At 64.7% G+C, this 13,953-nt stretch carries 14 protein-coding genes; 3 read left to right on the forward strand and 11 right to left on the reverse strand.

The annotated features are described in order from the left end of the window. Positions 1–106: 106 nt before the first annotated feature. From BFE01S_RS30295 to BFE01S_RS30330, 8 genes are all read right to left on the reverse strand, one after another. Positions 107–865, reverse strand: a complete 759-nt coding sequence (locus tag BFE01S_RS30295; protein WP_028228728.1) for a GolD/DthD family dehydrogenase — start codon at positions 863–865, stop codon at positions 107–109. Positions 866–952: 87 nt separating this feature from the next. Continuing rightward, a complete protein-coding gene (locus tag BFE01S_RS30300) occupies positions 953–1,729 on the reverse strand; it encodes an L-iditol 2-dehydrogenase (protein ID WP_028228729.1) in 777 nt (258 codons plus the stop codon). Positions 1,730–1,856: 127 nt separating this feature from the next. Continuing rightward, positions 1,857–3,140 carry a D-tagatose-bisphosphate aldolase, class II, non-catalytic subunit gene (locus BFE01S_RS30305; RefSeq protein ID WP_028228730.1) on the reverse strand — a complete coding sequence of 428 codons (1,284 nt, stop codon included), beginning with the start codon at positions 3,138–3,140 and terminating at the stop codon, positions 1,857–1,859. Next, a complete protein-coding gene (locus BFE01S_RS30310; RefSeq protein WP_245621231.1) occupies positions 3,133–4,068 on the reverse strand; it encodes a tagatose kinase in 936 nt (311 codons plus the stop codon). Before BFE01S_RS30310 ends, BFE01S_RS30305 begins: the two co-directional genes overlap by 8 nt. Before the next feature lie 43 nt (positions 4,069–4,111). Then, positions 4,112–5,116, reverse strand: a complete 1,005-nt coding sequence (locus BFE01S_RS30315) for an ABC transporter permease (RefSeq protein ID WP_028228732.1) — start codon at positions 5,114–5,116, stop codon at positions 4,112–4,114. Next, positions 5,113–6,699, reverse strand: coding sequence for a sugar ABC transporter ATP-binding protein (locus BFE01S_RS30320; RefSeq protein WP_245621232.1), 1,587 nt, complete (start codon positions 6,697–6,699; stop codon positions 5,113–5,115). Before BFE01S_RS30320 ends, BFE01S_RS30315 begins: the two co-directional genes overlap by 4 nt. Then, on the reverse strand, positions 6,696–7,595 hold the full coding sequence (locus BFE01S_RS30325) for a substrate-binding domain-containing protein (RefSeq protein ID WP_028228734.1): 900 nt from the start codon (positions 7,593–7,595) through the stop codon (positions 6,696–6,698). The genes BFE01S_RS30320 and BFE01S_RS30325 overlap by 4 nt, the downstream gene beginning before the upstream one ends. Before the next feature lie 21 nt (positions 7,596–7,616). Then, positions 7,617–8,432 (reverse strand): DeoR/GlpR family DNA-binding transcription regulator, encoded by an 816-nt coding sequence (locus BFE01S_RS30330; protein ID WP_028228735.1) that lies wholly within the window; start codon positions 8,430–8,432, stop codon positions 7,617–7,619. Positions 8,433–8,686: 254 nt separating this feature from the next. On the opposite strand from BFE01S_RS30330, the gene BFE01S_RS30335 reads away from it, so the two are divergent. Further along, positions 8,687–9,304 carry a LysE family translocator gene (locus BFE01S_RS30335; protein ID WP_028228736.1) on the forward strand — a complete coding sequence of 206 codons (618 nt, stop codon included), beginning with the start codon at positions 8,687–8,689 and terminating at the stop codon, positions 9,302–9,304. A 48-nt stretch (positions 9,305–9,352) separates the two neighbouring features. Here BFE01S_RS30335 and BFE01S_RS30340 read toward each other — a convergent pair whose 3' ends face one another. Next, complete coding sequence (locus BFE01S_RS30340) at positions 9,353–10,756, reverse strand: aminotransferase-like domain-containing protein (protein WP_028228737.1); 1,404 nt, start codon at positions 10,754–10,756, stop codon at positions 9,353–9,355. 150 nt (positions 10,757–10,906) lie between these two features. Between BFE01S_RS30340 and BFE01S_RS30345 the strand changes: the two genes are divergently transcribed. Continuing rightward, positions 10,907–12,235, forward strand: a complete 1,329-nt coding sequence (locus BFE01S_RS30345) for an aspartate aminotransferase family protein (RefSeq protein ID WP_028228738.1) — start codon at positions 10,907–10,909, stop codon at positions 12,233–12,235. Positions 12,236–12,465: 230 nt separating this feature from the next. Beyond that, positions 12,466–12,714, forward strand: a complete 249-nt coding sequence (locus tag BFE01S_RS30350; protein ID WP_028228739.1) for a hypothetical protein — start codon at positions 12,466–12,468, stop codon at positions 12,712–12,714. Positions 12,715–12,771: 57 nt separating this feature from the next. Here the strand turns inward: BFE01S_RS30350 and pcaC are convergent, their stop codons facing one another. Then, positions 12,772–13,164 (reverse strand): 4-carboxymuconolactone decarboxylase, encoded by a 393-nt coding sequence (gene pcaC, locus BFE01S_RS30355; protein WP_028228740.1) that lies wholly within the window; start codon positions 13,162–13,164, stop codon positions 12,772–12,774. After that, on the reverse strand, positions 13,161–13,952 hold the full coding sequence (gene pcaD, locus BFE01S_RS30360; protein WP_028228741.1) for a 3-oxoadipate enol-lactonase: 792 nt from the start codon (positions 13,950–13,952) through the stop codon (positions 13,161–13,163). The genes pcaC and pcaD overlap by 4 nt, the downstream gene beginning before the upstream one ends. Between the last annotated feature and the right edge of the window lies 1 nt (position 13,953).

Here is a 13,953-nt window from a genome sequence, read left to right on the forward strand (position 1 = left end):
CGGGCTCTCCCTTGAACGGAAAGCCGGCCACCAGACTGCATTACCCACGAAGCGGAAGATCAGGACTTCTCTTTACTTCTGCTTTCCCGCCTCACCGGACCGCGACTCATGTAATGGTGTATCCGCCGTCGACGAGCAGATTCGCGCCGTTGACCATGGCAGCCTCGCCACTCGCGAGATACAGGATCGCGGCAGCGATTTCATCCGGTCTTGCAAAGCGGCGGGTAGGGATCGTGGCACGCGCGCGTTCGCCCTTTTCTCCCGCCCATCCGCTCAACCCGAGTTCCGTTTCCACCACGGTCGGTGAAATCGCATTGACCGTGACACCGCGCGGCCCCCATTCGAGCGCCATGCAGTTCGTCAGGCCAATCACGCCGGCCTTGCTCGCGCAATAGGCCAGGTGCCCCTCGATGCCAATCACGGCCGCCTGCGAAGCCAGATTGACGATTCTTCCCTGCTTGCGTGCGAGCATCCCCGGCGCGAATGCGCGGGCCACCAGAAACGGCCCCGTGAGGTTCACGGCGATCGTCTTGTCCCACGTCGCCAGCGGAAAGCCTTCGGCAGGCGCAAGCGGACCGATGCCGGCGTTATTGACCAGCACGTCCACGCGGCCAAAACGCGCAATGACTTCGTTCGCAATGCGCCCGACCGCATCGGCATCGCTCACGTCGACCGTCCAGCCCTGGTGAGCCGGCCCCAGCGCCGAGGCCACTTCCAGCACGGCCGGGGAGCGGTCCAGGAGCGCCACGGACGCCCCCGCCCGCGCGAAGTGTTCGGCCGTCGTACGGCCGATACCCGCCGCCGCGCCGGTAATGGCGACAACCGTATTCTGGAAACGGTAGGTCGCATTCGAATGAGTGGTCATGCGCATTCCCCTTAGCGTTGGGTTGCGAAACAGTCAGACAGGAAACCGGCGAGCGGCACCGTCGCGGCGCATCGCATCGGCGTACCGCTAGCTCATCCAGTTGCCCCCATCCACGTTGAGCGTCTGCGCGGTGATGTAATCGGCCTCGGATGAAGCGAGAAACACGGCCGCACCGGTCAGATCGCCGGGACGCCCCATGCGTCCCAGCGGAACGGCCTCTCCAACCAGCCGCTTCTTCTCGCCAACGGGCCGGTTTTCGTAACGCGCGAAAAGCGCATCCACCTCTTTCCACATCGGCGTATCGATCACGCCGGGCGCAATGCCGTTGACGTTGATGCGATGCGGCGCCAGCGCCAGTGCCGCCGACTGCGTGTAGCTGATGACGGCGGCCTTGCTCGCGCAATAGTGCGAGGCGAGCGCTTCGCCCCGGCGACCGGCCTGCGAAGCCATGTTGACGATCTTCCCACCCCCGCCCTGTTCGACCATCTGCCGGGCGACACGCTGCATCAGAAAGAACATGCCCTTGACGTTGACCGCGAATATCCGCTCGAAGATCTCCCACGACTCGTCCAGCAGCGGCCGCATGTCGAATACAGCGGCGTTGTTGAAGAGAATGTCCACCCGGCCGAAGCGCGCAACAGTCGAACTGACGATAGCGTCGATGCTCTCGCGTTGGGTCACGTCGGCCTGAATGAGGTGGAGCCGGTCCTTTTCGGCATCAGCATAGACCGACTCGAGTTCGGCTTGCCGCTTGATATCGACCACCGCCACTCGCGCGCCTTCGTCGAGATAGCGGCGAACGACCGCTTCGCCGATGCCCGTGCCGCCGCCTGTCACGATGGCCACCTTGTCTTTCAGTTGCATCGCCGAACCCCTTCCATTGGAAGTATTTTCCATAAAATCAGGACACCTATAGACATTGATGCCAGGTTATCGCCATATCAACCGTCGCTGGCCTGGTCCTTCTCCACCATCCAGCCTGAAACCGGTCTCACGCGCGGCAAGCCGCAGCGTAAGCACCAATGACCCCGCGCACCTTGCTCTGGATGAGGCCCATCGGCGAGGTGTCGATCAACCCGCTGCGGAGTTGCCAGTATTGCTCCGGCAGATAGCGGCTAAGCAGGTTTTCGGGAATCGCGACCTCGCTCAGGTTGCGGACCAGCTTCTGCGCGGCCGCATCGATCTCGGGATCGGCCCAGTAGTAGCGGATCCGGTCGCTGTAGCTATAGACCCTCAGCAGCCGCTTCTCCTGCTCGTTGCCGTGGTAGTACCGCTCCCAGTTATCCGGTTTGGACACCATCACCTTCTCGACCACACCGCGGAGATCGGACCGGGCCCGCTCCGGAACGAGTTCGGCTTCGATATCGGCGAGCGCATAGAGCGCCTCGCGCAGCGCGAAGGTCACACCGGGGCCGACCTTCAGAATGGCGAAGCCATCTTCCACGAGGGCAGCGAGCGCTTCCGGCTTCTGGTAGTCGGTCGAGTGCGCCTCGAAAACCATCCCGGGCACCTTTGCGAGCACGGCGGAGAGCCCGGTTGCCAGCGCCGGCTGGTAATCCACCACCTTCGTATGATCGAATTCGACACCGGGCTGTACCACCAGGGCGATCACCCGAGCCCACGCGTCGTCGAGTCCGCGCGCGCGCCACGCCGCGCGATGAATCGCGACCGTATCCAGTGCCGCATTCGCGTGCGTCACCTCGACCGTGTCGAGGTCCTCCGCCGCGCCGCCGGGAACCGGCACCTCGGTGCCGATGATGTACGCGGGCTTGCGCGCGTTCCCCTCGCGGGCCGCCGCCGCCTCGGCGACGGCACACAGGCGCGAGGCCCGCTCCGCAACGACATCGTCCGAGAGACGATGCGGGTCGCCGCCGCAGCTCATGCTGGTATCGAGGTGGATTTTGGTGAACCCTGCCGAAACATAGGCGTCGATCAGCGCCTCCGCGCGCTGCATGGCCTCCTCGGCGAGTAGGCTGCGCCACGCATTCGGCCCCAGGTGATCGCCACCGAGAATCAGGCGCGAGCGCGGAAAGCCCACGCGGTCGGCAATGAGGTGCGTGAAACGCACGAAGTCCGCCGGCTTCATCCCGGTATAGCCGCCGAACTGATCGACCTGGTTCGAGGTGGACTCGATCAGCAGCGGCGTGTCGTCCACCAGCGCCTGCCTCATCGCCGCGCCGAGAACCCACGGATGAGCCGAGCAGATCGAATAGATGCCCTTGAGTCTGCGTGCCGCGCCCTCGTCCCCCGAGAGCCGGGCTACCACGTTAGCCATGAGATTGCTCCGAGGCGTGTGAAATGAAATCGTCGAGCTCGGCAAGCGTCGCCGTTCCCTCCATCGGGCCACGCTGGGTCACGGCTCGCGCACCGGCCGCGCAGGCATAGGTCAACGCTCGCTCGATAGCGAACCCCTGCGCACGGCAGGCAATGTACGTACCGCCAAAGCAGTCGCCCGCGCCGGTCGGATCGATCTCGTCCACGCGCAGCGCGGGCAGGTCGTGCTCTGCCGAGCCGTCGTAATAGCTGCACCCGTCCTTCCCGCGCTTGATCACGATCTCGCGAACCCCGCGCTTGAGAATTTCCTCGATCGCGCCTCGCTCGCTGCTTGCGCTGGCAAGCAGCATCACCTCGTGCCCGCTAGGCAGAAAAACATCGGTGTAGTCGAGGATGAAGTCCAGCGCCTCCCGCATCTCAGGAATGCGAAGCATCTCCTTGCGAATGTTCGGATCGAAGCTTACTGTGCCGCCATGACCCTTGACGGTCTCGATGACCTTCTTCATCGCCTCGATGATGCGAAACGAAAACAGCGACGAACCCATCACATGAAAGTGACTGCATTGCCGGAGCAAATCGTCGCGGATATTGCCGACCGAGAGATGTCCTGAAGCGCTGTTGGCGATGTTGTAAATAAAGTCGCGGTCGCCATCCTCGCGATAGGTCACGAATGCGCTTCCCGTCGTCGCGGTCTTGATCACCGAAATGCCCGAGACGTTCACGCCGTCGACACGCAGACGCTCGACGTTGAGCACGCCGAAATCGTCGTCGCCCACGCAGCCGATCATCGCGCAGGGGCTTCCGACCTTCGCGACCTGGTCGATGAAAATGGCCGGGGCGCCGCTCGCGTACGGGCCGATGAGCGTACCAGGCTCGCGGAAGGACTGCCCGCGCTCCGTGGCCATGATTTCGACCAGAATTTCGCCCATCGTCAGGATGTAGCCGGGTTTTCCGGGTTGATGGAATGCAGTGTCAGCCATGGCGTTTCTTCGTTTGAACGTCGATGCAAACGGCGACGAGAATCACGACGCCCTTTACGATCAGTTGATAGAAATACGGAACACTCAGCAAATTCATGCCGTTGTTGATCACGCCGATGATGAGGGCGCCGATGAGCGTGCCCGCGATCGTCCCGTAGCCGCCGTTCAGGCTCGTGCCGCCCAGCACCGCGGCAGCGATGGCGTCGAGCTCATAACCGAGGCCCGCGTTGGGTTGCGCCGAATACAGGCGCGAAGTTATCAGTACGCCGCCGATGCTGGCGAGCAATCCTGAGACCATGAAAATGGCAATCCTCAGACGCTTTACGTTGATGCCCGAATAGAGCGCCGCCTCGCGATTGCCGCCCGCGAGGTAGGCTTTGCGGCCGAACACCGTTTTCGACAGGACGAAATGGTTGAGGACGAGCAGGATGCCGAGGACCCAGATCGGCACGGCAACGCCAAGGACCGTGCCGTTTCCCAGCGCGGCAAAACGGTCGTCGTCGATCGAAATGGGCACGCCGCCCGAAGTGATGTAGGCCAGCCCGCGGAACACGCCCATCGTTGCCACGGTGACGATGAACGACGGAATCGTGAGGAGTGCCGTAAGGCTGCCGTTGACGAAGCCGAGTACGAGGCCCGTCGCCATGGCCAGCAAGACAGCCAGTGCGGGATGCACGCCGTGCTGCATCGCAAAGGCGGCAACGGTCCCGACGAGCGCCATGACCGCGCCGACCGAGAGGTCGATATCGCCCAGCAGCAGCACATACGTCATGCCGAAGCCGAGGATGGCGATGATGGACACCTGCATGACGATGTTCAGCAGATTGCCCAGCGTCAGGAAGTCCGACGACAACACGGCGAACAGTGCGCAAAGCAGCACCAGGCCGCACACGATCCCGCCGTAGTGGCGCAGCCATTTCGAAAGCCGGGTCGCGCCCTTCGTGCGGCCGGCCCTATCTCCGGCCACGCCATCCGGGCTGATTTCAGTGGATTTCATGCTTGTACGGCTCCTGTTGCATACGACATGACGGTCTCCTGCGTGAGCCCCGCCGTTTCGAATTCCTTGACGATGCGCTTCTCGCGCATCACCACGAGACGATCGCTCATGGCCAGCGCCTCGGGCAATTCGGAGGACACCAGAATGATCGCGGTGCCGGCGTCGGCCAGTTCGCGCATCACCCGATAGATCTCGAACTTCGCCCCGACGTCCACGCCGCGCGTCGGCTCATCGAGTATCAATACACGCGGCTTGAGCGACAGCCATTTCGAAAAGACCACTTTCTGCTGGTTGCCGCCGCTCAGGTTGCCGACTGCCTGATGCGGCCCGGCCGCGCGGATCTTCATGCGCGAAATGGCGTCGCGCGTCTCGCGCTCCTCGAACCTGCTGTCGAGAATGCCGAAGCGCGAGCCCTTTCTCTCGAAGCTCGCCATCGTGACGTTGTGGGCGATCGAGTGCATGAGCACGAGCCCCTCGTGCTTGCGGTCTTCGGTCACGAACGCAATGCCGGCCGATATGGCGCTTTCGGGCGAGCGCAAACGCAATGGCTTGCCGTTCATTACGATCTGGCCGTGCGGGCGCCCCACACCGAAGAGGGCATTCATCACATCCGAACGGCCGGCGCCGATCAGCCCGAAGAACCCGACGATCTCGCCGGGCCTCACGTCGAAGCTGATATCGTGAAACTTCCCCTCGATCGTCAGATGCCTGACTTCCAGCAGCGGCTGCCTCGTGGTGTCGAGCGGGGCGACGCGCGGGGGATACACGTCGCTCATCTCCCGCCCCACCATCAGGTTGATCAGCGCGCCGATCGTCGTGGCGCGCTTGTCCTGGGTGCAGATGTATTCCCCATCGCGCATCACCGAAATATCGTCGGAAATGCGCATGATTTCGTCCATCCGGTGCGAGATGTAGACGACCGCCGCGCCCCGGTCCTTGAGCTTGCCCACGATGTTGAAGAGCACTTCCGCTTCCCGGTCGCTCAAGGACGAAGTCGGTTCGTCCATGATGACGAGTTCGGCGTTGCGGCTCAGGCCCTTCGCGATTTCGACCAGTTGCCGTTGCGCCATCGAGAGGCGGGCAACGGGTGTGCTGGCGTCGATGTCGATGCCGAGGTCGTCCAGCAAGCCCTGCGCCCGGCGATAAAGCGACCGGAAGTCGACCACGCCGAAGCGGCGCGGCTCGTGGCCGGCAAAGATGTTTTCGCCAACGCTCAGGTTGGTCGCGAGGCTGAGCTCCTGATAGATGATCGAGATACCGGCGCCCTGCGCGTCCGAGGGACGGGCGAACGTCACCTGGCGTCCATGCAGGAGCAGTTCGCCCCGGGTGGGCGCATGCACGCCCGCCAGGATCTTCATCAACGTCGACTTGCCTGCGCCGTTTTCGCCAAGCAGGGTATGGACCCGGGCGCGATGCAGTGTGAGCGAGACGTTCTTGATGGCCTCCACCGGACCGAACGATTTCGCAATCGAGCGCAACTCGACAAAAGGGGTGCCGCCCGCTACGGCAAAGCCGGTCCCGGCCGGCATCCGGGGCACGGCGCCCGATGCCTCATGGCGCAGGCTGTTCGGGCGCGTGCTCATTTCGAGGCTTCGTGCAGATAGACGCCCGGTGTCACGGGAATCTCTTTCGGAACCGGTTGCTTCTCGGCCACCTTCACGGCCGTATCGACTGCGATCGCGCCCATTTTTTCGGGGTACTGACGGATTACGCCAACAAAATTTGGATTTTTGTCGACGGCAGCGCGAGCCTCCGGCATGCCGTCAAAACCGATCACCTTGACATGGTTGCCCGCGGACTTCCCGGCCACGGCTGCCGCCATGGCGGCGTCGTCGCCGAATCCGAAGATGCCGTCCAGGTCGGGATGCGCCTGCAGCATGTTTTGCGCCGTGGTCAGCGCCTCGGCTCGGGTAATGCCCGGCTGAACGGCCACGACCTGCACGCCGGGGCAGGCACCGAGCGCCTGCTTGAAGCCGTTCACGCGGTCGATGACCGATTGCACCGTCGGGTAGTCGATCACGCCCACCTTGCCCTTGCCGCCGAGGACCTTGCACATCAGTTGCCCGGCCATCTGTCCGCCGGCATAGTTGTCGGTCGCGATATGGGAGGCGACCTCGACGCCCTGCGCGCCGATATCCACGGTGATGACCGGAATACCGGCCTTTTCGGCAATCGTGACCGCCGCCTTGACGCCCTTCGAATCGACCGGCGACAGCACGATCACGTTGACCTTGCGCGTGACGAAATCCTGCACGTCGGCGATCTGCTTGCTCAGGTCCTGGTTCGCAATCGAAATGTCGAGTTTCGCGTTGTCCTTCTGCGCTTCCTGCTTCATCGCATCCGCCAGCGCGACGTAGAACGGATGCTGCTGGGTCAGCAGCGAGGCACCGATCGTCACCTGGTCGGCGTGAGCGAAAGGTGCAGCGGCAAAGCCCGCGGTGGCGAGAATGGCTGCAATCTGTTTGTGCATCGCCTTCATGTGTCTCTTCCTCTGGTACGGTTAGGTCGTGGATCGGCGGAATTCGAGAATTCCGCTTTCCCTTCTATGAAGTGGCAGTCCCTGGCCTGGCATGAGCTCCATGGTCGGCGGGTCGATCCCGTCGTCGATCAGGAGCGCGTCCACGTCGCCGAGCGTGGCGAAGACCTCGCCCTCGCGCTCGTTCAACTGCGGCTGGTAGGCGACAACGACGGTGCGCGCGGCCGCCTGCACGGCCGCCCGAAACACCCGCGCAACGTCCGGGTCGGCGCACAGCAGGTTGCCGTTCCGGTCGAGTCCCGATGCTTCGAGAAAGCAAAGGTCGATCGAGCGGCGAAACACCGAAGCCTCCGTGTCCGGGCCCGTCAGGGCCGATGCGCCCGGCTCCAGTTGACCGCCGGTCAGCACCAGTTCGCAGTGCAGAAAGCGCTGGGCGGTCTGGGCCATGCCGATGTCGTGAACCAGCAGCGCGAGGTTCGATCGATCGGACAGGAACGGCAGGATCTTGTGAACGATCTCGCCGGTCCCGACCATCAGCGACTCGTGATCGCCGACGGTTTCTGCTGCGAAACGCGCGATGGTTGTTTCGCATGCCTTACGGGTTGCGCCGTCCGCGACGGGAACCAGCATGTTCTCGCCGGGCTTCTGCGCGAGATAGCGGGCCTTTCCGAAAGAACGGAGAAGGTAGCGCTGCTGTTCGAGATAGGTCAGGTCCGTGCGTATCGTGACGCTCGAAACGTCGAACGCCTGGCTCAGTTCCTCGACCGAGACCTCGCCTCGCTTGCGAACCAGCTCGACGATCTGCAGCCGTCGCCTTAGAGAACTCTTGTTTGCCTGCATGTCTCCGAACTCGAAAATACGACTTTTGTTTTGAAAGATTTTAGTTTCGATTCGAAAGAAGATCAAAGCGATTTTTCGCCTGCGAAGCCAGGTGCTTTCCCTGGAAACGGGTTTTGTGCCCCGCCTCGCAGACACTTCGCACAAACCTTCCCCCAATCCGTACCGCTACACACCCAGCTATCTGTACCGGTACTGTACAGTCATCACCCGATACACTGAGCCGGCATTCAACGTCTAACCGGAGTTTTTGCGCCATGCTGCCCGAAATGTTCAGTGCCCTGCCCGCCGGCATGCTCTTCGTGGTGGTCACGACCATCACGCCCGGCCCCAACAACACCATGCTGCTCGCCTCCGGCGTCAACTTCGGCTTTCGCCGCACGGTGCCGCACATTCTCGGCATCAGCTCGGGAGTTTTCGCACTCATGCTCTGCGTGGGGTTCGGGCTTGGCGAAGCCTTCCGGCGCGTTCCGGTGCTCTTCACCGCACTGGAGGCGGCGAGCGTCGCGTATCTGCTCTACCTCGCGTGGAAGATCGGCACGTCGGGCGAACTGAAAGTGAAGAAAGGCGAGCACCGGCCCATGCGCTTTCACGAGGCCATCGCCTTCCAGTGGATCAACCCGAAAGCGTGGATGATGGTGCTCACGGCGGCCACGACCATCCGCCTTTCCGCCGATTTCGGCGTCAACACCTTGGCCATGGGCGTGCTGTTCTATGTGATCGGGCTGCCCTGCATCTGCGTGTGGGCCGCCTTCGGCACCGGCGTGCGGCGCTTTCTCTCGAATCCGCGCCGGCTGCGTGCGTTCAACATCGCCATGGCGCTCGCGCTCGTCGCTTCGATGTATCCGCTGTTCGCGCATCTGATCGCGAGCTAAGGCTAAGGCGCGCGCCCGGATACGCGATCACGCCCGCCTGGCGAGCCGCTATCGCACGCGGGCAATGAAGCGCCAGAGCGCGTCGTCGGTTGCGTACGGCGCGTTGAAGCGGAACCACGCGCTGGCCGCGTCGTCGGGCCGGAAGTAGGAGCCGGGGGCGAGCCAGATGCCGTCGGCGAGTGCCGCCGTGGCGATTTCCCCCGCGCGGGCGGCTTCGACCGGCAGTTTCGCCCAGATGAAAAGCCCCGCCCGCGGCCGGTGGAAGATTTCGAGGCCGAGCGTATCGAGCTGGTCTTCGACGAGCGCGTGCGCCGTCTTCAGGCGCTCGTTCACGAGTTCGACGTGACGCGCATAGCGCCCCTCCAGCAGCACCTTGTCGACGATGCGCTCGATCGTCTCCGACGAGGTCAGCCCCACGGCCATCTTCGCGCGCGCAAGTTCGCGCAGCACGTCGCGCTCCGCGACCACGTAGCCGCAGCGCAGCGAAGGCGTCACCGTCTTCGAGAAGCCGCCCACGTAGAGCACGCGCGAGAGCCCCTCCATCGCCGCAAAGAGCGGTGCGCCCGCGGGCGCAAGCTCGCGGCTCACGTCGTCTTCCACCACCCACATGCGCTGGCGTTCCGCGATCTGCAACAGGCGAAACGCATTGGCCATCGTGAACGTGGCGCCCGTGGGGTTCTGCAGCGTCGTGTTCACGAAAATCGCCTTCGGCTGATGCGCGGCGGCCCGCTGCTCCAGCGCGTCGATGTCGAGCCCCGCCGGCGTGCGCGGTACGCCGTGCACCGTGAGCCCTGCGAGCTTGAGGATCTGCAGCAGGTTGCAGTAGCCGGGATCCTCCACCAGCACGGCGTCGCCGGGGCGCAGCAGCGTGCGCACGATCAGGTCGAGCGCCTGGGTCGCGCCCTGCGTGAGCAGCACGTTCGACATCTCCACCGGCAGCCCCTGGCGGTCGAGTTGCGCCACGATCCGCTCGCGCAGCGGCGCAAAGCCGTACGGATGACCATAGTCGCCGAGGCGCGCGGCCGGCACCCGGCTCGTCGCGCGCAACGCGTGGTGGAGGCCGGTTTCGTTGACCCATTCGCCCGGCATCCAGCCGCAGCCTGCCTTGATCGGCACGGAGTGGTCGGCGAAAACGTCCGAGAGCAGCCAGGTGGCCGTGAGCGTAGGCGGCTGCCAGTGCGCCGGGCTCGCATTCGGCGCAGCCGCGCGCGGCGCCACGCGGTAGCCCGAACCGCGCCGCGCCACCACGAGCCCCATCGACACCAGCCGGTTATAGGCTTCCGTGACCGTATAGGTCGAAAGCGCGTGCTTCTGGGCCAGTTGCCGCACCGAGGGCAGCAGCGCGCCGGCGCGCAGCGCATGCCCTTCGATCGCCCGGGCGAAGGCGTTCACGAGCTGTTCGACGAGGGTGGACGCGGCGCGGCGGTCGCGCTCCAGTTCGAGTTCGATCATGGGAAAGAGCGGCGCCCGGGGCGCCCGTCGGCCAATACAGTTGGGGGAGATTCCCCAGCACAGTTATCAGCGCAGTATAGAGACTGTCTATGCCGCCGTTCAAGTCGCAGCGCTACAGTTGCACTCAATCATTTAAGGAGGAGAACCCTAATGACTTCGCGCCCCGTCATCGACGATCTGTCGTCGTTCTGGATGCCGTTCACGGCCAACCGTCAATTCAAGACGGCGCCGCGCCTGCTCGAATCGGCCAAGGGCATGTACTACCGCACCACCGACGGCCGCGAAGTGCTGGACGGCAGCGCGGGCCTCTGGTGCGTGAACGCGGGCCATGCGCGCGACGAAATCGTCGCCGCCATCACCCAGCAGGCCGCCACGCTCGACTTCGCGCCGACCTTCCAGATGGGCCACCCGCTCGCCTTCGAAGCGGCCGCCCGGGTGGCCGAGCTGATGCCCGCGGGCCTCGACCGCATCTTCTTCACGAACTCGGGCTCGGAGTCGGTCGATACCGCGCTCAAGATCGCCCTGGCCTACCACCGCGCGCGCGGCGAAGGCCAGCGCACCAAGCTGATCGGCCGCGAGCGCGGCTATCACGGCGTGGGCTTCGGCGGCATTTCCGTGGGCGGCATCGTCTCGAACCGCAAGGCGTTCTCGGGCCAGCTGCTGCCGGCCATCGACCACCTGCCGCACACCCACAACCTCGAACACAACGCCTTCACGAAGGGGCAGCCCGCCTGGGGCGCGCATCTGGCCGACGAACTCGAGCGCATTGTCGCGCTGCACGACGCTTCGACCATCGCCGCGGTGATCGTCGAGCCGGTGGCAGGCTCGACCGGCGTGCTGATCCCGCCGCAAGGCTATCTGCAACGCCTGCGCGAGATCTGCACGAAGCACGGCATCCTGCTGATTTTCGACGAAGTCATCACGGGCTTCGGCCGCCTCGGCAAAGCCACGGCGAGCGAGTACTTCGGCGTCACGCCCGACCTCATCACCATGGCCAAGGCAATCAACAACGCCGCCGTGCCGATGGGCGGCGTGGCCGCGAGCCGCACGATTCACGATACGGTCGTGAACAGCGGCGCGCCGGGCGCCATCGAACTGTTCCACGGCTACACCTACTCGGCCCACCCGCTTGCCGCGGCGGCCTGCGTGGCCACGCTCGACCTCTATCGCCGCGAAGGCCTGTTCGAGCGGGCGGCCAGCCTCGCGCCGAAGTTCGAAGCCGCCGCCCACGGCCTGCGCGACGCGAAGCACGTGAAGGACATCCGCAACCTCGGGCTCGTGGCCGGCGTCGAGCTCGAATCGCGCGACGGCGCGCCGGGCGCGCGCGCCTATGAAGTGTTCCTCAAGTGCTTCGAGGCCGGCGTGCTGGTGCGCTTCACGGGCGACATCCTCGCGTTCTCGCCGCCGCTCATCGTCAAGGAAGAGGAAATCGAGCGTCTCTTCGGCACCGTGCGCGACGTGCTCGCCACCGTGCAATAACGCAGGCGGCGCGCCGGCTCCGGCGCGCCACGCTCTCGCTCCGCTCACATGGCCCGGCAACGGGCCATTGTTCTTTTTGGTGCGCCTGCAAAGGGCCGGCCCTCGCGCCCGGACCGCGTGGCGAATGAACGAACAGATGAGCACAACGGGCCCCAAGGGCGTATCTTTCGTCTATCGACGGAGGCAATGTCGCCAAACGCCGCCCTCGCGCGGCTCGTGGAGAGAGTCCGATGAAAACGCCGGTTCGCGTGGGGACGCATATCGAAGGCGTCCACTGGGTAGCCGAATACTTCGAGAACACGCGTGAAATCCGCGTGTTCCGCGAAGGCCAGGAAGTCGAGACATTCGATGCGCCCGCTTCGATGTTCGGCGAGGAACGCGAAGCTGGGTCCGCCAGCGACGCCGCGCACCGCGCCGAAGAAGCCGCGCTCCTTGCCACGCTGCGCCGCTACGTCGCCGAAGGCGAGCCCGAAGAGTAAGCGGCCGCAAGCCGATGCCGATGCCCGGGCCGGGCGCGGCCCTGTGCAGGCGCTCGCTCAGCCTTGCGCCGCGCCGTCTTCCTCGCGGAAGATGCGGTCGGCCAGATGGAACGCCGAGTTTGCGGCAGGCACGCCGCAGTAGATCGCGGTCTGCAACAGCACTTCCTTGATTTCCTCGCGCGTCACGCCGTTGTTCTTCGCGGCGCGCAGATGCAGCGCGAGTTCCTCGCTACGGTTGAGCGCCACCATCATCGCGATGGTGAGGAGGCTGCGCGTATGCCGCGGCAGACCTTCGCGCGTCCAGATCTCACCCCACGCGTAGCGCGTGATGAGCGTCTGGAATTCTTCGGTGATCTCCGCGCGGTTCGCAATCGAGCGATCAACGTGCGCGTCGCCCAGCACGGCACGCCGCACGCCCATGCCGGCTTCGTAGCGTTCGTCTTCCGTCATTGCGCCTCCCGCAGAAAGTCGGTCACGGTCTGGGTGAACAGCTCCGCGAGTTCGACGTTCGAGATGTGCGAGGCATTCAGCTCCACGTAGCGCGCGCCCGGCACCGACTCCGCCAGTTCGCGGCCCTGTGCGGGCGTCGCGGCGAGATCGTGCGTGCCCGAGATCACGAGCGTCGGCGCCGTGATCGAGCCCGCTTCGCCGCGCAGGTCCGCCGCGTTGATGGCGTCGCAATTTGAGGCATAGCCTTCGTTGTCGGTGTGGACCAACACGTCGCGCGCCTGGGCGATCACGAGCGGGTTGCGCGCCATGAAGTCGGCCGTGTACCAGCGCGGCAGCACGGCGTCGGCCAGCGCGAGCATCCCTTCGCCGCGAGCCTTCGCCGCGCGCGGCACCCACACCTCGGGCGAGCCGATCTTCGCGGCGGTGTTGCAAAGCACGAGGCGCTCGATACGGCTCGCGTAGCGCGCGCCAAGGCCCACGCCGGTCAAACCGCCCATCGAAACGCCCGCGAAATGCGCGCGCGCGATGCCCAGATGATCCATCAGGCCGATCACGTCGCCCGTGAGCTGCTCGATGGTGTACGGTCCCGGCGGCACGTCCGAATGGCCGTGGCCGCGCGTGTCGTAGCGCAGCACGCGGAAATGCTTCGAAAATGCGGCGAGCTGCGGCGTCCACATCGATACGTCGCTGCCCAGCGAATTCGACAGGATCAGCCACGGCGCCGTGCTGTTCTGCGCTCCGTCGATGCGGTAGAACAGCTTCGTGTCGTTGACGGCTGCGTAGGGCATG

Origin of the sequence: Paraburkholderia ferrariae NBRC 106233 (genome assembly GCF_000685035.1) — a bacterium.
Taxonomy (GTDB): Bacteria; Pseudomonadota; Gammaproteobacteria; order Burkholderiales; family Burkholderiaceae; genus Paraburkholderia; species Paraburkholderia ferrariae.